The 20,949-nt window shown below is 73.4% G+C and carries 16 protein-coding genes; 8 read left to right on the top strand and 8 right to left on the bottom strand.

Translation table 11 applies throughout. The annotated features are described in order from the left end of the window. Positions 1 to 128 precede the first annotated feature (128 nt). The gene (locus tag AC5WAM_RS37750) at positions 129 to 800 is read right to left on the bottom strand and encodes a TetR/AcrR family transcriptional regulator (RefSeq protein ID WP_495520359.1); all 672 of its coding nucleotides are present in this window, start codon (positions 798 to 800) and stop codon (positions 129 to 131) included. Between the two features lie 230 nt (positions 801 to 1,030). Between AC5WAM_RS37750 and AC5WAM_RS37755 the strand changes: the two genes are divergently transcribed. From AC5WAM_RS37755 to AC5WAM_RS37765, 3 genes are all read left to right on the top strand, one after another. Further along, complete coding sequence (locus tag AC5WAM_RS37755; RefSeq protein WP_495520360.1) at positions 1,031 to 1,540, top strand: cupin domain-containing protein; 510 nt, start codon at positions 1,031 to 1,033, stop codon at positions 1,538 to 1,540. A 152-nt stretch (positions 1,541 to 1,692) separates the two neighbouring features. Continuing rightward, positions 1,693 to 2,121 carry a pyridoxamine 5'-phosphate oxidase family protein gene (locus AC5WAM_RS37760; protein WP_495520361.1) on the top strand — a complete coding sequence of 143 codons (429 nt, stop codon included), beginning with the start codon at positions 1,693 to 1,695 and terminating at the stop codon, positions 2,119 to 2,121. A gap of 261 nt (positions 2,122 to 2,382) precedes the next feature. Further along, positions 2,383 to 4,296 carry a protein-arginine deiminase domain-containing protein gene (locus tag AC5WAM_RS37765; protein ID WP_495523735.1) on the top strand — a complete coding sequence of 638 codons (1,914 nt, stop codon included), beginning with the start codon at positions 2,383 to 2,385 and terminating at the stop codon, positions 4,294 to 4,296. Between the two features lie 67 nt (positions 4,297 to 4,363). On the opposite strand, the gene AC5WAM_RS37770 is transcribed toward AC5WAM_RS37765, so the two are convergent. Continuing rightward, on the bottom strand, positions 4,364 to 4,942 hold the full coding sequence (locus tag AC5WAM_RS37770) for a helix-turn-helix domain-containing protein (RefSeq protein ID WP_495520362.1): 579 nt from the start codon (positions 4,940 to 4,942) through the stop codon (positions 4,364 to 4,366). Between the two features lie 446 nt (positions 4,943 to 5,388). Between AC5WAM_RS37770 and AC5WAM_RS37775 the strand changes: the two genes are divergently transcribed. Then, positions 5,389 to 5,790, top strand: coding sequence for a hypothetical protein (locus tag AC5WAM_RS37775; protein WP_495520363.1), 402 nt, complete (start codon positions 5,389 to 5,391; stop codon positions 5,788 to 5,790). A 73-nt stretch (positions 5,791 to 5,863) separates the two neighbouring features. Continuing rightward, positions 5,864 to 8,224 (top strand): protein translocase subunit SecD, encoded by a 2,361-nt coding sequence (gene secD / locus AC5WAM_RS37780; RefSeq protein ID WP_495520364.1) that lies wholly within the window; start codon positions 5,864 to 5,866, stop codon positions 8,222 to 8,224. Positions 8,225 to 8,251: 27 nt separating this feature from the next. Here the strand turns inward: secD and AC5WAM_RS37785 are convergent, their stop codons facing one another. Both AC5WAM_RS37785 and AC5WAM_RS37790 read right to left on the bottom strand, forming a co-directional pair. After that, entirely contained in the window at positions 8,252 to 9,460 is a 1,209-nt protein-coding gene (locus tag AC5WAM_RS37785; protein WP_495520365.1) for a M20 metallopeptidase family protein, read from the bottom strand. A 100-nt stretch (positions 9,461 to 9,560) separates the two neighbouring features. Then, entirely contained in the window at positions 9,561 to 10,892 is a 1,332-nt protein-coding gene (locus AC5WAM_RS37790; RefSeq protein ID WP_366792799.1) for a M64 family metallopeptidase, read from the bottom strand. Positions 10,893 to 11,125: 233 nt separating this feature from the next. Here AC5WAM_RS37790 and AC5WAM_RS37795 point away from each other — a divergent pair, with 233 nt between their 5' ends. From AC5WAM_RS37795 to AC5WAM_RS37805, 3 genes are all read left to right on the top strand, one after another. Then, the gene (locus AC5WAM_RS37795; RefSeq protein ID WP_495520366.1) at positions 11,126 to 12,517 is read left to right on the top strand and encodes a helix-turn-helix domain-containing protein; all 1,392 of its coding nucleotides are present in this window, start codon (positions 11,126 to 11,128) and stop codon (positions 12,515 to 12,517) included. 31 nt (positions 12,518 to 12,548) lie between these two features. Then, positions 12,549 to 13,109: a GNAT family N-acetyltransferase gene (locus tag AC5WAM_RS37800; RefSeq protein WP_495520367.1), complete on the top strand. Its 561-nt coding sequence runs from the start codon at positions 12,549 to 12,551 to the stop codon at positions 13,107 to 13,109. Positions 13,110 to 13,209: 100 nt separating this feature from the next. Further along, positions 13,210 to 13,656 (top strand): cupin domain-containing protein, encoded by a 447-nt coding sequence (locus AC5WAM_RS37805; RefSeq protein WP_366792802.1) that lies wholly within the window; start codon positions 13,210 to 13,212, stop codon positions 13,654 to 13,656. Position 13,657: 1 nt separating this feature from the next. Here AC5WAM_RS37805 and AC5WAM_RS37810 read toward each other — a convergent pair whose 3' ends face one another. From AC5WAM_RS37810 to AC5WAM_RS37825, 4 genes are all read right to left on the bottom strand, one after another. After that, entirely contained in the window at positions 13,658 to 15,601 is a 1,944-nt protein-coding gene (locus tag AC5WAM_RS37810; RefSeq protein WP_495520368.1) for an aminotransferase class I/II-fold pyridoxal phosphate-dependent enzyme, read from the bottom strand. Positions 15,602 to 15,685: 84 nt separating this feature from the next. After that, positions 15,686 to 16,633 carry an NAD-dependent epimerase/dehydratase family protein gene (locus AC5WAM_RS37815; protein WP_495520369.1) on the bottom strand — a complete coding sequence of 316 codons (948 nt, stop codon included), beginning with the start codon at positions 16,631 to 16,633 and terminating at the stop codon, positions 15,686 to 15,688. Between the two features lie 49 nt (positions 16,634 to 16,682). Next, entirely contained in the window at positions 16,683 to 19,502 is a 2,820-nt protein-coding gene (locus tag AC5WAM_RS37820) for an alpha/beta fold hydrolase (protein WP_495520370.1), read from the bottom strand. 183 nt (positions 19,503 to 19,685) lie between these two features. Continuing rightward, on the bottom strand, positions 19,686 to 20,846 hold the full coding sequence (locus tag AC5WAM_RS37825) for an ATP-grasp domain-containing protein (RefSeq protein ID WP_495520371.1): 1,161 nt from the start codon (positions 20,844 to 20,846) through the stop codon (positions 19,686 to 19,688). Between the last annotated feature and the right edge of the window lie 103 nt (positions 20,847 to 20,949).

Consider the following 20,949-nt stretch of genomic DNA (forward strand, 5'->3'; position numbering starts at 1 on the left):
GCACCGCACTCGGCCGGTATTCCGGACGGCCGCTGCGATGTGGCGTCCAGAGTGGCGTAAGTCCCGTCGACATGACAACGGCACCTCAGCCGCATCATTGGCCGGATTTCCCTTTGCCAGCGGGAGGTTTAGCGCCTTCGGCTGCGCCTCGGGCTGCTCGTGCGCCCGCAAGGCGGGCCACAGCGCGGCGACGGCCCGGTCGGCGAGATCGGCCGGGGTGCTCCGCCCCGTGCGCAGGTTGTCGCCGAAGTAGCTGCCGAAGCAGGGTCACCGCGGTGTCGAGATCGGCGTCCGCGCGTACGGCCCACGTCCTGAAGATGGCGCGGCATGCGCGTCAGCTCCGCGCAGCGTGGCTCGTTCCCGCGCTCGCGCAGCTGCGTGAACAGCTCCGGCTCGCGCTCGGCCTCGCCCATGAAGTTGCCGTGCAGGGCCATGGCCCGCTCGTTGTGGTAGCGCAGGTCGAGGCGCCGTACGGCCTCGGTGGACGCCTCCAGCGGAGTCATCCGCTCCACGTCCGTGGGCGGATGGGCCTCGTGCTGATTGCGCAGGCCGTAGTGGAGGGCGTCCGCGACGAGTTCGCGCTTGTTCGCCCAGCACCGGTACAGCGTCGGACGCGTGACTCCGGCGTCGGCGACGACGTAGCCGATCGTCAGGCGCGAGTAGCCGTCGGTCGTCAGGCGCGAGCAGCCGTCGGTGGCGATCCGCGCCCGGGCGACCTTGAGGATCGCCTCCTCGATCGCCGGATCCCGGGGTCTGCCGCCGGGGCGCGGTGCGGGCGCTCCCGCGTCCTTGCTGCTCATGACGTGCTCCTCCTGTCCGGAATCACCCTGACCGGAGCCCCTCGCACACCCCATGGGGAAGTTTCAGTCATTGACCGTAACGAAACCTGTACGGCAGGGTGGCCCGCGTCAGACAGCGCGCCACTGCGGCCCGAAGCCTCCGAGTCCGGGGGCCGTCGGTCCGAAGTCCCTTCGTGAGCGGCGACTTGAGCCCCGGGGCGCACCGCACCTGGTCAGGGAGGAACGCCCCCATGAGCACCAGCGTCCCGCGCCTCACGGTCGTACAGCCGGGGGAGGGCCACCACGCGCCCATCCCCGGCTTCGGCGCCGACTTCAAGCTGAGCAGTGCCGCCTCCGGAGGTCCGCTGTCCATCGTCGAACACCCCTTCGGCGTGGGCGTGATCACCCCGGCCCACCTGCACACCAGGGAGGACGAGTACTCCATCGTCCTGGAGGGCGAGATCGGCTTCCGCTCCGACGACGCCGAGACCGTGATCGGCCCGGGCGGCTACATCATCAAACCCCGGGGCCAGATGCACGCCATGTGGAACGCGGGCGACACCCCCGGCCGCATCATCGAGATCATCACCCCGGGTGGCTTCGAGCGCTACTTTCAGGAACTCGCCGACCTGGTGGCCGCCAGCACGAGCGACCGCGGCGCCTTCGACGAACTCGCCGAGAAGTACGGGCTGACCTACGGCCACCCCGACTGGTTCGACGACGTCGTACGGCGCTACGGCCTCACCCCGCCCCAGCGCTGACGGCCGCGCCCCGCCGCTCCTTCCTCGCGAAGACCGGCCGGAGGGGGAATCAAACGGGCTTTCGGCGGGGTAGGGATGTCGCGGCACGCCCGAGGCCCCGCCGTCCGGGGCGCCGGCCGCACGGTCCTGACGTACGTACGAAGGAGACACAGATGGCCCTCACACCCGAGGAGCGCGAGGAGTTCCTGGCGCAGGCGCACATCGCGGCGCTGTCCGTGGACGCGGGAGAGGAGGGGCGGGCGCCGGTCGCCGTCCCGATCTGGTACCAGTACGAGCCCGGCGGCGAGATCTGGATCATGACGGGCAAGGAGTCGCGCAAGGCGCAACTGATCGCCGCGGCGGGGCGGTTCACGCTCATGGTCGAGCGCGTGGAGCCGTCCGTCCGGTACGTGTCGGTGGAGGGCCCCGTCGTGGCCACGGAGCCCGCGACCCGCGAGCAGCTGCACGAGATCTCCGCCCGCTACCTCCCGGCCGACAAGGTCGACGGCTATGTGGAGGAGGCCTGGAAGGGGCACGGCGAGCAGATCGTCGTCCGGCTGCGCCCGCAGCGGTGGATCTCCTCGGACCTCGGGTCCATCTGACGGCCGCCGCGGGGGATGTCCGGTTGGCCGCTGTCGGGGACGCCCGACGGCCACCCGGGGATTCCCGGTGCCTGATATCAGCCTTTTGGTCCGGCTGTCGGCCGAAGTAAGTGCACGTGTGACCCCCGATGTCCTCCGGTTCCGGGCAACCGGCCGCCCCCGCGCGGACTCTTCTCCAGCAGTGGCCCTCGCCCACCGACCAACCGACCAGAGGGCCCTGACAAGGAGAGGGGAACTGTGCACACGCACAGCTGGAGAAAGATGGCCCTGGCGGCCGGCGCGGCCGGGGTCCTCGTGGCGACGGGGGCCACGGCCATGGCCGACGCCGCGACCCCGGCCCCGGCGAACAAGCCCGACCTGCGCGCGGACGTCAACCGCGACGGGCGCGTGGACGTCGAGGGCGACAGCGACAGCCGCGGCGAGAACACCTGGACGCGGGAGCGCGGCGCGATCGTCCTGCCGAACATAGACGACGACGCCAAGCGCTGCCCCGTCAAGGACAGCAACGGACGGCCGCTGTCGAGCGCCAAGCTCGCCCGGTGCAACGACGCGTCCGACACCAAGGTCAACGGCGCCAAGGACGCCCTCGACCTGGCCCGGCTGCGGACGGTGCCGCTGCCCGACGCCGCCGCGGGCAGCCACGGCACCGTGAAGGTGGTGGGCACGGGCGCGAAGAAGGCCCGTCTGTTCATCCACCGCGACGGCCGCTGGTCCCTGCTGAAGCCCACCGACAAGCTCACCGCTGCGGAGCTGCGCTCCGGCGTCGAGCTGGGCATCGAGGCGACCGACGTGGTGCGCGACGCCGCGCAGTGGAACGGCGACATCACCGTCCGGTTCACCGTCGGCGGCGACGGCCCGTCCCGCTCCGACGACGTCGTGCTGCGCACCGCGCCGGTGCTCACCCAGCACCACCTGCAGAAGGCCCAGGAAGTCCTGGTCACCAAGGTGCCGGGCCGCGACGCGTACAGCAAGGCCCAGCAGAAGTTCGTCAAGGCCCTGGCGAAGCAGGTCAAGGACGCCGGGATCAGCAAGCCGCTGACCACCTTCACCAAGTACGGCGACATCTGGGCGCAGGACTTCGTGGAGCCCGGCTACGCCAGCATGCCGGGCCCGGACGGCAAGCCGCGCACGATGCGCGTGCTGATCCGCTCCGCGCAGCTCGACCGCCCGGCGGGCCGCGAGCTGTTCGAGAAGCTGCGCGGCCCCGACGTCGGCGTGGTGCAGGTCGCCAAGGCCGGAGCCAACGAGGAGTGGACGCTCAACTCCATGGGCAACCTGGAGACCATTCCGCCGTACAAGCTCGGGAACAAGGACTACCCCGCCGGACGCATCATCCAGGGCTACCGCAAGGACAACGGCTCCAAGCCCGCCAAGTCCATGCGCACCTTCCTGAAGTCGCAGGGCGCCCAGGACCCGCTGCTGCTCGACACCTCCTGGCTGTCGGTCGGGCACGTGGACGAGTTCGTCCAGTTCCTGCCCGCCGACACCGAGCGCGGCTGGCGCATCGGCGTGGCCGACCCGAAGGCCGGTGTGGAGATCCTGCGCAAGGCCCAGCGCGAGGGCCACGGCGCGAAGAAGATGTTCTCGGTGCCGCGCGGCTCCGACGTCCCCGCGCCCAAGGAGACCATCGACAAGGTCCTCGGCTCCGCCAAGTTCAAGGCGGACAACAAGCTGGCCGCCGAGCGCATCGAGGCCAACCTGGCGACCCTCAAGCGCGAGACCGGCGTCACCGACGCCGAGATCGTGCGGGTGCCGGGCCTGTACGTGCGCGACGGCCAGGGAGGCGGCGGCCTGAGCAACAGCCGCAAGCTGCGCCGCCTCGGCCCGGACTCGCTGCGCAAGTTCAACCAGCTGCGCGGCGACGACAGCCGCGCCGACGCGGGCGCCAAGGGCCGCACCCGGGCCGCCGCGGCCTGGCAGAACAGCGCCTACATCCCCGGCGCGGTCAACGGCGTCCTGCTCAGCCCGACCCGCTACCTCGCGCCGCAGCAGTGGGGCCCGGTCATCGGCGGCAAGGACATCTTCACCGAGGCCGTGAACTCCGTGTACGCCAAGGCCGGATTCACCACGACCTACATCGATGACTGGTACACGTACCACATCGGCATGGGCGAGGTGCACTGCGGCACCAACACGCTGCGGGACACCACCGCCCCGTGGTGGCCCAAGGCGTAACCCTTCACCGGGCCCGTGGGGGCCCGCGTCCCGACGACGGACGCGGGCCCCCACGGGCCCTCGCGCGTCAGGCGGCAAGCCGCAGCAGGCCCTGGTGCGGGCCACCCCTCCCGAGCCGCGCCACGGAAGCCTGCGTTACGGACGCCTGCGTTACGGAGGTCCGCGCCACGGACGCCTGCGCCACAGTGGTGCGCGACACCACGGCCCGCGGCGCCCGGGTGCCCGCGGCCCCCGGCCCGCGCAGTCCGCCGCGCGCCCGCCGCGCGGCGGCCGTCAGCTCGTGGTGCGCGAGCCCCAGCAGATCGCCGAGGCCGAGGCCGAGCGCGTGCGCCGCCGCCGCGAGGACCTCCGACGACGCCTCCTTGCGGCCCCGCTCGACCTCCGAGAGATACGGCACCGAGATCCGCGCCGCGTCCGCGACGTCCTTCAACGTGCGCTCCTGGGCCAGGCGTTCCCGTCGCAGCACGGTCCCGACGACGTCACGCCACAGGGGCTCCTTGGCGGCGGGGGCGGGCGCGGCCGGGCGCAGGGGAATGACGCGGGCGTCCCGGTCCGGCCGCGGCGGAGGGGGCGAGGCGTTCGTCGCATGGCTGGTCACGGCCTCAGCGTAGGAGCGCGGCGGGCCCGCGGGGCGATGTTCTGCCATGGGCGAAGTACGTTCTGCCGCGGGCGAAGCGGGGGCGGGGGCCGCTCGGGGCGGACGTCCTGGGCTGGGGTCGCGTGGGGCTGAGGTGATGCGGGGGGGGGCGAGGCTGTCCAGGGCTGGGGCTGCTCGGGGCGGACGTCCTGGGCTGGGGCCGCGTGGCCCGAGCCCGTGCGCCCCACGAGGCCAGGACCATTGAGCCGCCGAGCCGCCGAGCCGCCGAGCCGCCGAGCCGCCGAGCCGCCGAGTCGCCGAGTCGCCGAGCCGCCGAGCCGCCGAGCCGCCGAGCCGCCGAGCTCCCGCGTCGCCGAGCTCCCGCGTCGCCGAGCCCCCGCGCCCCCCCGGGCGGGAACCTGCCCGCCCTCCTCCGCGTTGAGCGATTGGCACCCCGAACGCGGCCGCCCCGGCCGCGGGCTCCCGACGACCGCCGACCCGGCCAGGAGGCCCGCGTGCAGCACCGCGCCCGGTCCGCCCGGCTTGCCGCCTCGGTCCTCTCGGTGGTCGTCGCGGTGCTGGCGTTCGCCGTGCCGTCGCGCGCCCCGGGGACCGGCCCCGCGGTCCCCACGGCGATGGCCGCCCCGGACCGCTCCCACAGCGACAGCGTGGGCCCCCGCGCCCCGGACCTCCCGCGCGTCGTCCACGCGACGGTCGCGCACCCGCACCACGCGCACCTCCCGCACCCGCCGTACCCGGCCACCACGGCTGCCGACCGCGCGCCGCACCGGCCCGTCGGCGGGCCCGCCGCACCCGCGCGCGGCACGGCCCCGGACCGGCGGCACCCCGACGCCGGGCCCCGGCCGCGCGGCCCACCGCCACGGATGAGCAACGACACCGTTCAGGACGCCGCCTGACGGGCACTTCGCGCGCCCGGCCGCCGCGCCGTCCCCCTCCGTCATGCCCTCATCGTGGATGTGGAGTACACCCATGCCCCGCGCACCTCTGTGGCGGGCGATCGTCGCGCTAGTCGCCGTCGCCGCCTCGCTGTTCCTCGCCCTCACCCAGTCACCCCGCCTCGGCCTCGATCTGCGGGGCGGCACCCAGATCGTCCTGGAGACCAAGGACTCACCCACCGTCAAGGCCGACGAGGCCGCGACCCGCAGGGCCGTCGAGGTGCTGCGCCAGCGCGTCGACGCCCTCGGCGTGTCCGAGCCGAGCCTCGCCCAGGCGGGTGCCAAGCGGATCGTCGTCGAGCTGCCCGGCGTACGCGACCCGCGCGAGGCCGCCGAAGTCATCGGCCGCACCGCGCAGCTCACCGTGCACCCCGTGACGGGCGCGACCAACCGGCCCGGCAAGGCCGCGCCCGCCGCCGACGGCTCCCGCACCCTGCCCGACCCCGACCGGCCCGGCGGCCAGCTGAGGCTCGGCCCGACCGCGCTGACCGGCGACGGCGTGAAGGACGCCGCCGCGGCCCTGGACCAGCAGACCCTCAACGGCTGGTACGTCACCCTCGACTTCCGCAAGAAGGCCGCGGGCGACTGGGCCCGCGTCACCGGCGAGGCGGCCTGCGCGCCGCAGGACGCCCCGCAGCGGCGCGTCGCCATCGTCCTCGACGGCAAGGTCGTCTCCGCGCCGGGCGTCAACGCCGACGTGCGCTGCGGGACCGGCATCACCGGCGGCAGCACCCAGATCACCGGGGGCTTCGACGAGGGCGAGGCCCGCGACCTGGCCGCCCTCGTCAAGGGCGGCGCCCTGCCGGTCCCCGTCGACGTGGTGGAACAGCGCACCGTCGGCCCGACGCTCGGCGCCGCCGCCATCGAAGCGAGCACCCAGGCCGCGCTCATCGGCCTCGTCCTGACCGGCCTGTTCATCATCGTCGTCTACCGGCTGCTCGGCGCCCTCGCCACCGTCGCGCTCGCCCTGTACGGACTCATGTCGTACGCCGCGCTCCTCGCGGTGGGGGCCACCCTCACCCTGCCCGGCCTCGCCGGGTTCGTGCTGGCCATCGGCATGGCGGTGGACGCCAACGTCCTCGTCTTCGAACGTGCGCGGGAGGAGTACCTGGGCCCCCGCGCCCTCCGCCCCGACGGAGCGTCCCGCACCGCCGGGGCCCCGCGCAGCATGGCCAAGGCGCTGCACACCGGCTTCACCAAGGCCTGGAGCGCCGTCGTCGACTCGAACGTCACGACGCTGCTCGCCGCGGGACTGCTGTTCTTCTTCGCCACCGGCCCGGTCAAGGGCTTCGGCGTGACCCTGTCGATCGGCGTCCTCGTGTCGATGGTCGCGTCCTTCGTCGTCACGAGGGCGCTCGCCGAGGCAGCCGTGCGGCGCCGCTCCGTCCGTACCCGGCCGCGGCTCACGGGCCTGGCCACCACCGGCCGCGTCCGCACCCTGCTGGCCCGGCGCAACCCCCGCCTGGTGCGCCACGGGGGCCGCTGGCTCGGCGCCGGCGCGCTCCTGGTGGCCGTGGCGGTCGCGGGGATCGTGGTGCGCGGGCTCGACCTGGGCGTCGAGTTCACGGGCGGCCGCCTCGTCGAGTACAGCACCAGCCAGCGCGTGGACGCCGACAGCGCCCGCGAGGCCGTCGCGGACGCGGGCTTCCCGCGCGCCGTGGTGCAGGAGTCGGGCGAGGACGACATCACGGTCCGCACCGGGGACCTCAGCGACGGCGAACAGGAGCGCATCAAGAAGGCCCTGGCGGGCCCCGGCGGCGAGGTGACCGTCGAACGCGACGAACGCGTCGGCCCGAGCCTCGGCGCCGAGCTGCGCCAGAAGGCGCTGGTGGCGCTCGGCATCGCCGTCGCCGCCCAGCTGATCTATCTGAGCGTACGGTTCCGGTGGACGTTCGCGACGGCCGCCGTCACCGCGATGGTGCACGACGTGCTCCTAGTGGTCGGCCTGTTCGCCTGGCTGGGCAAGACCGTCGACAGCGTCTTCCTCGCGGCTGTGCTCACGGTCATCGGCTACTCCGTCAACGACACGGTGGTCGTCTTCGACCGGGTGCGCGAGGCGCGGCGCCGCGACCCCCGCACCGATCTGGCGGACCTCGCCAACAAGGCCGTCGTCCGGACCCTGCCGCGCACCGTGAACACCGGCATGGGCGCGCTGTTCGTCCTGGCCGCCCTCGCCGTCCTCGGCGGCGACTCGCTCGCGGACTTCTCCCTCGCGCTGATCGCCGGTGTCGTCCTCGGCATGGCTTCGACGGTGTCCGTCGCGGTGCCCGCGGCGGTCCTCCTGGAGCGGCGGAGCCCGGCGCCCCGGCGCCCGGCACGCCCTTCGGAGGGCCCCCGTCCGCGCAGCCCCCTGGAGGCGAGGCGCCGCGGGAGCGGTGACGGCGCGGTGGTCTGAGGCCCGCCGCCCGGGCCGTCCGCGCGGTCAGTCGCCCAGGAAGCGCAGGGCGACGGCCGCGTGGACGGCGCTGCCCACGGCCATGGCGTCCTCGTCGAACACGACCCGGTTGCAGTGGATGTCGGGCGCGTCGTCGGGCGACGCCCCCGGCGGGCAGGCGCCGAGGAACGCCATGGCGCCGGGGACCCGTTCGAGGACGTAGGAGAAGTCCTCGGCGCCCATGACGGGCTCGGCGAGCTCGTGGACCCGGTCGGGCCCGAGCAGCGCGGTCGCGGCGGCGCGCGCGGCCGCGGTCCGGTCCGGGTCGTTGACGACGGGCGGATAGCCCTCCGGCAGCTCCACCTCGGCCGTGGCGCCGTGCGCGGCCGCGACGTGGTGCGCGACGCGGGCCACGTTCTCCCGCAGCAGCTGCCGCGTGGCGGGGGTCAACGTACGGAGGGTGCCGTGGAGTTCGGCGGTCTCCGGGATGATGTTGGTGGTGGTGCCCGCCTCGATCCTGCCGATGGTCACCACGGCGGGGTCGAAGACGTGGACCGTGCGCGTCACCATCGTCTGGAGGGCCTGCACGATCTCGCAGGCGACCGGTACGGGGTCCAGGGCCCGGTGCGGCGCCGAGGCGTGGCCGCCGCGGCCGCGGACCGTCACGTGCAGGGTGTCGTGGGCGGCGAGCGCGGGCCCCGGACGCAGGTGCACGGTGCCGGAGTCGAGCCGGGTCGACACGTGCAGGGCGAAGGCCGCGTCCACGCCGCCCTCCCCGCGGGTCCCGAGGACCCCTTCGTCGATCATGTGCCGGGCGCCGCCGTCGCCCTCCTCGCCCGGCTGGAACATGAACACGACGCGGCCGCGCAGGTCCTCCCGGCGCGCGGCGAGCAGCCGGGCGGCGCCGATCAGCATCGCCGTGTGCAGGTCGTGGCCGCAGGCGTGCATGGCGTCCGGCACCTCGGAGGCGAACTCCAGGCCGGTGTCCTCGTGTTGCGGCAGCGCGTCCATGTCGCCGCGCAGCAACACCGTCCGGCCCGGGTGCGCGCCGTCGAGGGTGGCCACGACGGAGCTGAGAGACCGCCCCGTGGCGACCGTCAGGGGCAGGCCCTCCAGGGCGGCCAGGACCGTGGCCTGCGTACGCGGCAGTCGCAGGCCGAGCTCCGGCGCGCGGTGCAGGGCGCGCCGCGTGGCCACGAGGCCGGGCAGCAGCTCACGGGCCTGCGTGAGCAGGGGACGCGGGTCGTCGGCGGTCATGGTGTGCCACCTCCGGTGAACGGGGCGGGGCGGCGGTGGGCCGCCCCGGGCGGGCCAGAAGGCTGCCCCGCCCGGGGGGCCGTCATGCGGGTTCCGCGGGTCAGCGGATGACGTGCCAGGTCAGCTCGCTCGTCAGGAGCTTGCGCAGGGCGGGGTCACGGACCGCCTTCGTGGTGTCCTTGGCGCGCACGGAGATCGTGTGCGCGCGGCCGTCGGCGGGCACGCCGAGGGAGCGCGGCGTGACGGACCGCGCGTCGTTGCCCTTCTTGGCCGGGCGGCCGTCGACGTACCAGCGCAGGCGGACGCCCTCGCCCGTCTCGACGGCGACGCGCTGCTTGCGGCGCACCTCGCTGCCGGTGGGCGTCGCGCTGGTCGCCACCGAGGCGTGCCGGTGGAAGCCCGCGATCATCGCCTCGCGCCCGGGCAGGTTGAACTGCCGCCCCAGCGTGCGCATGATCGAGTTGTCGGTGGGCCGGTACAGGCCGCGCGGGTAGTAGTTCCCGCCCTCGTACGCGCCGACGGTGCCGCCGTCGGGGGACGCCTGGCCGATCCAGCGGTACCACTTCTTCTTCTGCGCGGTCAGCTGGGCGGCCGTGAGCTTGCTGCTGTTCAGCCAGGAGGGCTCGGCGCCCGTGTAGGTGCCGTACTCGTCGTACCAGTACTCGTCCGCGAGCTTGCCCAGGGAGTGGCCCAGCTCGTGCACGACGACCTGCGAGGACTGGGCGTTGTCGGAGGAGCCGGTGGCGATGCCGTCGTAGCCGGAGGGCGAGGTGATGTCGTTGTAGCCCGCGCCGCCGTACTTCGTGGAGTTCGCGAGCACGATCACCACGTCGGGGTCCGCGGCCTTGCGGGCGTACGCCTCGACCTTGTTGGTGTCGACGCACAGCAGGCGCTCGATGTTGTCGCAGTAGAAGGACGAGCCGAGCGCGGTGTCCTTGCGGACGTTGCTCGTCGGGTCACCCGAGACGCCCGACTGCCGCGAGTGGGCGTCCACCGCCCACACGTTGAAGAGGTTCTTGTACGAGGCGTACGGCTCGACCTTGGAGACCTCCGCCCACTTGGTGCGGACGTCGGCGTGGAAGTCCTCCTGCTGGGCGGCGGTGTAGCCGTCGCCGATGAAGACGACGTCGGCCTTGGTGCCGACGGGGCCGTTCTGCACGATCGGCACGACGTCGCCGTCGGCGCCGCCCGCGATCTCCGAGCGCTCCTCGCGCGTGAGCGGCGCGGGCGCGGGCACCTCGGTGTGGCGGGGGTGGCCGTCCTTGCCGAAGTACTCGACGCTCCGGGAGGGTTCGGCGGCGGAGGGCTCCGGGTGGGCGACCGCCCCGCCCGTGGCGGAGAGGGTCGCCGCGAGCGTGACGCCCGCCGCGAGGGCGACCCGGAGACGCTTCCGTCTGGTGCGGGTCGGTATGCCTGATATGTCGCTGGTCATGTGGGGGCCTCCTCAAGGCCGCGCATTAAGCGGCGAGTTAAGTAGGATTAACGCGCCGCTCAACGTAGGGGGCCGCGACGGAAGAGGCAATGAGTACGTGAAGTTTCACTTGAGGCACATGAGTTGAGGGTGACTTCACGCCACCGGGCAAACCCGTCCGGCCCCTATCCAACCCCGCGCCCATCGACTTAGCTCAGGTCACGGACCCACGGAGGGTCCACGGAGGGGGAGAGGTGGCGGAAAACAGCCCCGAGGGGGCGCGGCTCGACGACCCGGCCGAGATCGGCCGCCGCGTGCTGCGGCTGCGCACCGAACGGGGGCTCACCCAGCGGCAGCTGGCCGAACCGGCCTACACGCCCGCGTACGTCTCCACCCTGGAGTCCGGCAAGGTGCGGCCCTCCGAAGCGGCCCTCAGACACCTCGCGGGCCGCCTCGGCGTCGGCTACGAGGAGCTGGCCACCGGGCGGCCCGCCCGCCTGGCCACCGATCTGCGGCTGCGGCTCACCGACGCCCGGCGCGCCCTCGCCACCGGCGCACCCGAGGACGCCGCCGCCGTCTTCCGCGCCCTGCACGAGGAAGCCGTCGCCCACGCCCTGCCGTCCGAGCAGGCCGCCGCCCTCCAGGGCCTCGGCGACTGCCTCCTGGAGTCCGGCGAGCTGACCGACGCCCGCGACTGCTTCGCCGCCGTGGAGCGCCTGCTCGCCGACGAGCCGCTGCCGCGCCGCGTGCCCGCCATCCGCGGCCGTGCCACCGCGCACCTGCTCACCGGCGAACTGCGCTACGCCTGCTACCTCCTGGAGAGCACCCTCGACGAGCTCAACGCCGCGGGCCTGCACGACCCCGACGCGCTGCTGCTCCTGTACACGGCGTCCATCGCGCCGTACATGGACATGGGCGCGCACGCCCGCGCCGCCCACGCCGCCGAGCTGGCCCTCGCCCTCGCCCCGAGCGTCAGCGACCCCGCGCTCGTCGCCCACATGCACCGCGGCGTCGCCCGTACGCTCATCGCCGAGGGCCGCACCGCCGAGGCCGACGCGTCCCTCGCCAAGGCGCAGGAGCTCTACCGCCAGCTGCACATCCGCACCGAACTCGCCCACTGCCACTGGATGCGCGGCTACGTCCACGCCCAGGACGGCGATCTCGAACGCGCCGAGAGCGAGCTGCGCACGGCCCGCGACATGCTCGCCTCCAAGCGGGCCGCCCTCTTCACCGAGCAGGTCGAGGTCGAGCTCGCCGACGTGCTGCGGCGGCGCGGCCGGGCGGACGAGGCGGAGGCCCTGCTGCGGCCGCTGCTCGTCTCCGGCGCGGACGGCTCCGACCCCGGGCCGCTGGGCGCCGAGCGCGGCGCCGTGCACGCGGGCGGCGCGCACCGCCTGCTCGGCCTGATCGCGGAGGAGCGCGGCGACACCGAGTCCGCCGAAGAGCACTACTGCGCGGCCCTGTCCCTCCTGGAGCGCTCCAGCGCGGCCGGTGACCTGGCCGACCTGTGCCGGCTGCTCGGCGACCTGCTGCGGCGCACCGGGCGCGTCGAGGCCGCCCTCGACGCCTACCGCACGGGCCTCGGCCACCGGGCCGCACCCGGGACGACCACGCTCGGCCCGGCCCCGGCGACACCGCCCCTGTGAACCACGATCTTGCCTCTGCTTCGATGGGCCCATGACATCCGATGGGGGCACGACAGCGGAACGACCCACAGCACCGGAGGAGGCCCCGGAGCGCCCGGTGCTCGACTGGCCGACGACGCTCGCGACCGAGCGCCTGACCCTGCGCCCGGTCGCGGAGCCGGACGTGCCGCACGCCGTCAGGCTGTGGACGGACCCGCAGGTCCGGCGGCACCTCGGCGGGCCCGTGACCGCCGACGTCGTCCGCGCCCGCGAGCAGCACTGCGTGGGCGTGCCCGGGGCGTTCGCCGTCGAGCGGCACGACGGCGCGGTGCTCGGCCTGGTCGTGGCCGAGCCCGACGGCCACGACGGCCGCACCGAGGTCTCCTACCAGCTCCTGCCCGAGCACTGGGGCCAGGGCTACGCCCGCGAGGCGGTCCACGCGGTCGTCGGCTGGGCCCGGCAGGCGATACGTTCCGCCATCCCCGGCGTGGTCGCCGTCACCCAGCGCGCCAACACCCGCTCCCGCCACCTTCTGGACAGCCTGGGCGCCACCCCCGCCGACCACTTCGTGGCCTGGGGTGAACCCCAGGTCCTCTACGTATTCCCTGACTGATTCTTGTCGCCGCAATTCCGCCGGGGATAGCCTGGGCCGGATCGTCGGCCGCCCGTTCCCGGGACACCGGCGCACGCCCGAAACCGAAAGGGTCCGGTTCATGGGTCAAGGAAATCCCGCCGTTCTCCCGCTGGTCAGCACCGTGGTGGCCGAGGCGTTCGACCGCTGGAGTCCGCCGCTGCACGAGGACTTCGAAAAGAACGCCCACAACGGCCGCGTCGGCTCCTCGCTCCTGGCCGAGACCGCATCCGTACGCATCTGGGAGACCCGCCTCGGCCCCGGCGAGCGGATCCCCGTCCACCGGCACGTCCTCGACTACGTCTGGATAGCCCTGACCAGCGGCCGGGCCCGTCAGCACCTGGGCGACGGGTCCAGCCGCGAGATCACGTACGAACGCGGCCACACCCAGCGTTTCCGTATCGCCGAAGGCGCGTTCCACCTCCACGACATGAGGAATATCGGCGAGGAAGTCCTCTCCTTCCTGGTGATAGAGGAAAAGGACGGCCCCAACGCACCCCTGGAATTCACCGGGGCCCCGCGGGACTGATTCACACAGCGGCGGTGAGCGCGGCGAGCAGGGAATGGTTCGCACGCCGTTCGCCGATGGAGACGCGACAGGTATCGGGAATGACGCGCCCGGTGTCCGCGACGAGAATTCCCGCGTCGCGCAGCCGGTCCATGACGCGCTCGTGCTTGTGCAGCCGGACCAGCAGGAAGTTGGTCTCCGAAGGGAAGACGCGCTCCACCGCGGGATGGCCGGCCAGGGCGGCCGCCATCCACTCCCGCTCGGCGCGCACGCGCCGGACGCTGCGGAGCACGCGCGGCGCGTCCGTCAGCCGGTCCCGCACCGCCCGCTGCGACGCGTCGGTGAACCCGAAGGGCACCTGCACCCGCCGCAGTGCGTCGACGACGCCCGGCCGGGCCAGGACGACGCCGCAGCGCGCACTGGCGAGACCCCACGCCTTCGACAGCGTCCTGAGCACGACGAGGTTGTCGTAGCGCGCGACGAGTCCGGCGTACGAGGGCCTCTCGCTGAACTCGACGTACGCCTCGTCGATCACCACGAGCCCTCGGCCGGCCGCCACCAGGGCGTGCACCCGCGCCGGGTCGAGCCTGGTCCCGACCGGGTTGTTCGGGTCGCACAGGAGGGTCACCCGCGGCTCCGCCGCCAGGATCCGCTCGACGTCCAGGTCGTCCAGATCCCCGCCGCGCAACGGCACGTCGACGACCGGCAGCCGCAGCACGCGCGCGAAGTGGTCGTAGAGCGGGAACGTCGGCGACGTGACGCAGACGCGCTCGCCGGGCGAGGCGAGCGCGGAGAGGAGCAGCAGGGCGCCGTCGACCGCCCCGCTGGTGAACAGCACGTGGTCCGCGGTGAGCGCGCCGACCCCCGCGTGGCCGGGCAGCCGCGCCACCGTCGACAGATACGTCCGGGCCAGCTCCGCCGTGTCGAGCTCGGGGTAGTGGCTCGCGGCCCCCAGGAACGGATTGGTGTTGCTCGACAGGTCGACCACGTCGAACCGCGGCTGACGCCGGAACCGGGCCGGGCCCGGCACCGGCACCGCGGCGACCGGCGGCGCCGCGAAGGCCGAAAGGACCGCTTCGCCCGGGTCCGCCTCGGCGGGGGCGAGGCCGGGGGCCCGCAGCCAGTGGTCGACGGGCACGAACAGATCGGCCCCGAGACCGCGCCCGCGGCCGGCGTCGCCCCGGCCGAGGTGCACCCAGGCCAGGCCGGACCGCTGGGCGTCGAGGTACACCCCGTACAGGCCCGCCTCCTGGAGGTCGCGGGCCGCACCGGGACCGTCGTCGCGCGTGGCCAGGGCCAGGCAGTAGACGCCCCGGCCGTTGTGGGACCGCGTCAGGAGACCGGCCTGGACGACCGCGCTCCCGCGGCGGGCCACGAGCATCTCGGTGCGCTCCGCCAACGGGCCGCGGGCCAGCGCGTCGAGGGCGTCGGCGGTGTACAGGGCGGAGTCCTCGTGCAGCGCCACGAAGGCCTCGCGCACCCCGGCACGCCCGTCGAGCTCCCGCAGCGGCACCCGCTCCCAGCGGACCTCGCGGGCCGCCTCGGCGTGGCGGCGGCGCAGCTCGGCGAGCCGGTCGGCGCCGACGCGGGTCCGCAGCGCCTCGTCCACGTCCCCGGCGAGGCGGAACACGCACTCGGGGTCCACGGCGACGGGGACGAAACCGGCCCGGCGCAGCACGCCCGTGTCGTCGCTGCGGCGCACCTGGGGCACGAGGACCTGGGGCACGCCCAGCGCCTCGGCCCGCCCGAGCAGCTCGTCGAGCGCGGCAGGCGCGGGCACCGGGCCGGTCGGGGCGTACGGCACCCCGCCGCTGATCAGGGTGGGGCGCTCCACGACCGCCGGGTCCAGGGTGGCGAACGCGGCGGTGTCCTGGGCGAGATGCCCCAGCGAACACACGGGCTCGCGGGAGCCGAGGGCGGCGCACAGCACGTCCTGAAGCGCGTCGATGTCTGCGGTCCTGCGCACGCTAGGCACTCCTCTTCGTCACAGGGGACACGTGGTTCTCCCGCCCGCCCCGGCGTCCCGGCTGCCGGGGCGCCCCGGATCCGTTCACCGGGCCGCGCCCGGGCCGACGTACGCGTCGATGCGGTCGCGGTACTCCCCGAACAGCTCGGCCAGGGTGCGCGCGATGCCCGCCTTCCAGCCGACCGCGCAGTCGCCGATGAGACTGCGGCGCAGCGTGTGGTCGAAGACCGCCGTGCCCCGGCTGCGGTCGCCGCGCTCCAGCGTGACCGGCACGCCGGTGAGCGCGGACATGTACTCCAGGAGGTCGGTCATGCCGACCTCCTCGTCGCCGCCCCAGTTGACGACCCGCGCGCGTGTCCGCGCCGTCTCCCACAGCAGCGGGACCTGGCGCACGACGTCGTCGGTGTGCACCGGGTTGCAGTAGTTCTGGCCCTCGCGCGGCACCGCGCACGGCAGGCCCCGCAGCATCTCCCGGAACATGATCATGGGTACGCCGCCGTGCCCGTACGGGCCGTAGGCGATGTTGAGCCGGGCGATGACCGTGGGCAGCGCGAGCGCCTCGGCCAGGCCGCGCACCACGCCTTCGGTGGCGAGCTTGGCGACGGGGTAGGTCGGCAGCCACGGCGCGCCCACGCCGAGGGGGTCGTCCTCGCGGTAGCGGTGGGCGGGGTCCGCCCGGTCGTAGACCACTCCGGACGACACGTACAGGAACGCCGCCGCGGCCGAGCAGTGCGTCATCAGGCGCGCGGTGCCGACGGAGTTGACGCGCACCGCCGCGTCGAAGTCGCCGCTGTCGCCGCGGTGCACCGCCGAGTGCAGGACGTGGGTGAAGTCGCGCGGCAGGCCGTCCAGGCCACCGGAGTCCATGTCCCAGGTGAAGGTGCGGGCGCCCCGCTCCTCCAGCGCCGCGCGGGCGGCCCGGTCGCCGAAGCGGCCCAGGCACCACACCTCGTTGTCGGGGGCGAGCGCCTCGGCGACGGGCCGGGCGACCTGCCCGGTCCCGCCGGTGATGAGGATCTTTTTGCCTCGCATGGTCAGCGGCTCCTGCTCGTGTCGGCGGTGGCGGGGGTCGGGGCCGGGCTCATCGGCCGAGCGCGCGGGTCAGTTCCTGCCGCAAGGTCGCCTGGAAGGTCCGCACGTGCTGCGGGCCCATCAGGGTGTAGTGCTCCCCGGCGACCTCGACGTACCGGTTGGGGCCGCGGGTGAACGCGTCCCAGTGGCGCAGCTGGCCGTCGAGCCACTCCTGGGTGGTGCCGCGCAGCGGGGTGCAGTAGAAGACCCGCACCTGTCCGACCGACCCCGACGGCTCGTAGGTACGGCCGAGGCGCACCATGCTCTGGGCGAGGTGCACCCACGCCGTGAACCGCTCGACGGTGAGGTCGAGTTCGGTCAGCCGGCGCCGCGGCGCGTGCGCGACGAGGTAGGCGAGCTGGTCGGCCTCGGGCAGGGGGCGGAGGGTCGCGGTGAGCCGCTCCACGTCGGCGGCGCCGATCAGTTCGAGGAAGAGCGCCAGGTTGATCGCGCCGTCGGTGAAGGTGATCTCGTTCATGCGGGCGGAGATGCGCGGCGGCAGATTGAAGACGCCCACGAAGCCGACCTCGTCGCCCTCGGCCTCGAGGCGCTTGGCGATCTCGAAGGCGACCGCGCCGCCGTAGGAGTAGCCCGCGACGGCGTACGGCCCGCGCGGCTGGGCCCGCCGGATCGCCGCCACATAGGCGGAGACCATCTCGGCGAACGACGCGAAGTGGGTCTCGCCCTGCCCGAACCCGCGCGCCCGCAGCGCGTAGAAGGGCCGCTCGCCTGTGAAGTACTTGGCGAGGTTGACGAACACCAGGACCTCGCCGAGGCCGGGGTGCACACAGAACAGCGGGGTGCCGTCCCCGGTCACCTGGAGCGGCACCAGCGGGTCGTAGGCCGCGTCGCCGCCGCCCCGCCCAGCGGCCAGGCGCGCGGCGAGGGCCCGTACGGTCGGGGCCTGGAGGAGCGTCGCCATCGGTACGTCGTCGATGCCGAACGCGGTCTGGATCTCCAGCTTGAGGCGCAGCACGTCGAGGGAGGTGCCGCCCAGGTCGAAGAAGCTCGCGGTCACGGACACCTCGCGGGTGTTGAGGACGCGGGCGTAGAGGGCGGCGAGCGTCGACTCGGCCGCTCCCTTCGGGGCCGCGTGGGCGCCGAGGAAGCGGGTGCTGACCTCCTCGGCCCGGCGGGCCGCGCCGTCCAGGTCCCCGGCCTCGACGGCCGCGCGCAGCCGTGAGCGCTGGACCTTGCCGAGGTTGCCGCGCGGGAGGTCGGCCGCGGTGACGGGGAGGATCAGCTGGGGGCGGAACCCCCAGTGCAGCACGGTGGAGCTGCGGATCGCCACGATCGCCCGGTACAGGGCGGCGTCGGCCGCCTCGTCGACGGGGGCCCCGGCCGGTACGAACGCGACGGCCAGCTGCTCGGAGTCCGCCCCCTCGGGCCGTACCGGGAAGGCGGCGACCTGGCCGCGCCGCACCTCGCCGAGCTCGTCCAGGACCGCTTCCAGGTCGTGGCTGTAGTAGTTGACGCCGTTGACGATGATGGAGTCCTTGGCGCGGCCGACCAGCGTCAGCCGTCCTTCGGCGTCGAGGTACCCCAGGTCGCCGGTGCGGAACCAGCCGTCGGTGGTGAACGCCCGCGCGGTGGCCTGCTCGTTGCCGAAGTAGCCCGAGGTGACCATGGTGCCGCGCAGCTGCACTTCACCGGGTTCGGAGGCTTCTCCGGCGGTGGCTTCCTGGACGGTGGCTTCGTCGGCGGTGGCTTCCTCGGCGGTGGCTTCCTCGGCGGTGGCGGCGAGCACCGTGCCGTCACCGTCCACGATCCGTATGCGCAGCCCCCGTACCGGACGGCCGAGCGGAGGGAACTCCGGCTCCCCGTCGCGGGCGGCGAAGCCACGGTTGAACACGCTGCCCGCGCAGGTCTCCGTCATGCCGAACGCGGGCACGACGACGTCCTCGCGCAGCCCGTGCCGGGCGAGGGCGTCCAGGAAGGTCCGCACGGTGGCGGTCACCGTCGCCTCGCCGCCGGAAATGATGTGCCGCACCTGTGACAGGTCGATGTCCCGCAGCCCGGCGGGCCCCTGGGCGAGCGCCTGATTGATCTGCCCGAACAGGAAGTTGGGAGTGAAGGCCACGCGCACCCGGTGTGCCGTGAGCAGCCTGAGGAACTCCACCGGGTCGGCGAGGACCGTCTCCGGTGGCGCGATGACCTGCTCCGCGCCCTGGGACATCGGCAGCAGGTGCGCCTCGACCGCGGCGATGTGGTCGGCCGAGATCCAGTTCATCATCGTGTCGTCGGGCCCGAGGCCGAGCGCCCCGGCCTTGCCCGCCACCGCAGCGAGGAGGTTGGCGTGGGTGAGCTCGACCGCCTTGCTCGCGCCGGTGGACCCGGAGGTGAGCATCAGCAGGGCGAGGTCGTCGGGGGCGGGGGCGTGCATGTGGTCGTCCTCGGGGGAGGCCTGGCTCAGCTCCTCCACGGTGACGGTCCGCAGGCCGGTCTCGGGCAGGTCCCCGTGCGCGGCCTTGGGCACGAGGAACAGCGGGTCGCCCAGGAGCGCGCGCAGCTGCGCCAGGCGCGCGTGCCGGAGTGCGGGGTCGGCGGGCGGCGCGACCGGGCACGGCACGACACCGCTGAGCACGCACCCCCAGAAGGCGCGGACGAAGCCCTCCGGGTCCTGGGCGGCGATCAGCGCCCGGTCGCCCGGGGCGGCGCCGAAGCCGCGCAGCCCCCGCGCGATCCGGCGTCCTGACTCCCACAGTTCGGCGTAGGAGAGGAAGGAGCCGCCGACGAAGGTGACACCACGAGTCGTGTCATGAGCCGCACGCTCGAGCACATGAGCAACAGTCACATACGGAGCAGTCAAAGAAGAACGGTGATCCGGCATCGGAACGAACCTCCAGCCAAAAACAGCGCGGAAGAGCCGTGAGCGCCTGCGATGAGACGGAAAGGTGAGAAGGAAAAGAGGGGAGGGCGAAGCCGCGACTGCCCCGCACGTGGGACGTGGCCGGGGTGCGCTGGGGTGCCCACAGAAGAGCCCGTGATGCCGAGGCCGCGGAGCGGGACGGTGTCAGTCGCCCTCGTTGAAGTGGACGATTTCCTCGATCGTCTGCCGCAGTTTCAGCTCATCGTGGTCGGACACGATCGCATGGCCCACTTTGCCGTACGGTCCGAGTGGCGTATCGGGCGCGGAAGAGTACTCGATCTCGTCGAAGAGGAAGCTCCGCTCGAAGTCCTCGCGGGTGAGTCTTCCCCGCTTCGGGCGGCGCAGCAGCAGATAGCCGTGAAAGCGATCCGGCGTACGGTCGTCGAGGGTCTGCGTGACTCCTTCCCCGAGCGCGAGGCTGATTTCGACGTCGAAGAGGTCGACGCCGTAGGTCAATTGGTTGATCTGCGGGGAGAGCGCCCCCGGGAGGCGGATGGCGCACTCGCCGAACGTCAGCCCCGAATCCTGGACGAACGCCTCCAGATGGAACACGCAGGAAGGCGCGTCGAGGTGGCCGAGCACCTGCCGGGCGAGCGTCTCGGCCTGGGAGAACAGCGTTTCGTGCCGCCTCTTGTCCAGGAGGTGCGCGGCCAGGACGCCGCCTTGCGCGGCGCGCAGCGGCGAGTCGTGATAGCGCGTCATCGACGACCACCGAAGGTCGCCGTTCTCCCAGATGCCGTCGATATAGACTTCCGGCGCCGTGATGAACGATTCGGCGACGACGGCGACGTCCGAGTCTCCGGGAAGCGGTTCCAGGGCGCGTGCGTACTCCTCGGGAGAGCGGACGACGCTGGTGCGCAGGGACCCGGCTCCGGTCGCGGGTTTGACGACGAAGGTGCCGCCCAGATCGTCGACGAGATCGGCGAACGTGGTGTCCGGGGTGGCGTATCGACAGCGCGCCCGCGCGATGCCCGCGGGCAGCCTGCTCTTCTGCAGGTACTTGTCCCGGAAGTAGGGGACCGTCCTCAAGTCCGTGTTTCCGGGAAGGTTCAACTGCTGCCGCAGAAAGGCGGCTCCGAAGACGCCCATTTCATGGACGGTGAGCACTCCCGCGGCATCACGGATGCGCGCGGAGAGCACCGCCCGCAGGATTTCCTGGGCGTTCTCGATATCGGTGACACGAGTGAAGTCGACGCCGCGGAGCGCATGCGTCGGCTGCTGCACGATGTAGAAGGGATCGAGGCCCCGGCGCCGCAACGCCCGATGGAGGTCGTCCCGATACCCGATAACGATCATGGTCGGCATTCTCGTCCCCCGTATGACGGCCAGCCGAACGTTCAAGAAGTCATCAGTGGAGTCGCCACTGATTCAGTGGCGATTTCCTGAGTGGTCGAGCAACACGGTGGCA

The sequence above is a fragment of the Streptomyces sp. JLYT201 genome (genome assembly GCF_059448825.1).

Bases quoted from the DNA above. Each gene is read 5' to 3' on its own strand.
- AC5WAM_RS37800 (WP_495520367.1), top strand. From the start codon at position 12,549: ATGACATCCGATGGGGGCACGACAGCGGAACGACCCACAGCACCGGAG.
- secD (WP_495520364.1), top strand. From the start codon at position 5,864: ATGCCCCGCGCACCTCTGTGGCGGGCGATCGTCGCGCTAGTCGCCGTC.
- AC5WAM_RS37820 (WP_495520370.1), bottom strand. From the start codon at position 19,502: ATGCCGGATCACCGTTCTTCTTTGACTGCTCCGTATGTGACTGTTGCT.
- AC5WAM_RS37805 (WP_366792802.1), top strand. From the start codon at position 13,210: ATGGGTCAAGGAAATCCCGCCGTTCTCCCGCTGGTCAGCACCGTGGTG.
- AC5WAM_RS37770 (WP_495520362.1), bottom strand. From the start codon at position 4,942: ATGGCAGAACATCGCCCCGCGGGCCCGCCGCGCTCCTACGCTGAGGCC.
- AC5WAM_RS37750 (WP_495520359.1), bottom strand. From the start codon at position 800: ATGAGCAGCAAGGACGCGGGAGCGCCCGCACCGCGCCCCGGCGGCAGA.
- AC5WAM_RS37785 (WP_495520365.1), bottom strand. From the start codon at position 9,460: ATGACCGCCGACGACCCGCGTCCCCTGCTCACGCAGGCCCGTGAGCTG.
- AC5WAM_RS37815 (WP_495520369.1), bottom strand. From the start codon at position 16,633: ATGCGAGGCAAAAAGATCCTCATCACCGGCGGGACCGGGCAGGTCGCC.
- AC5WAM_RS37765 (WP_495523735.1), top strand. From the start codon at position 2,383: ATGGCCCTGGCGGCCGGCGCGGCCGGGGTCCTCGTGGCGACGGGGGCC.
- AC5WAM_RS37755 (WP_495520360.1), top strand. From the start codon at position 1,031: ATGAGCACCAGCGTCCCGCGCCTCACGGTCGTACAGCCGGGGGAGGGC.
- AC5WAM_RS37825 (WP_495520371.1), bottom strand. From the start codon at position 20,846: ATGCCGACCATGATCGTTATCGGGTATCGGGACGACCTCCATCGGGCG.
- AC5WAM_RS37760 (WP_495520361.1), top strand. From the start codon at position 1,693: ATGGCCCTCACACCCGAGGAGCGCGAGGAGTTCCTGGCGCAGGCGCAC.
- AC5WAM_RS37790 (WP_366792799.1), bottom strand. From the start codon at position 10,892: ATGACCAGCGACATATCAGGCATACCGACCCGCACCAGACGGAAGCGT.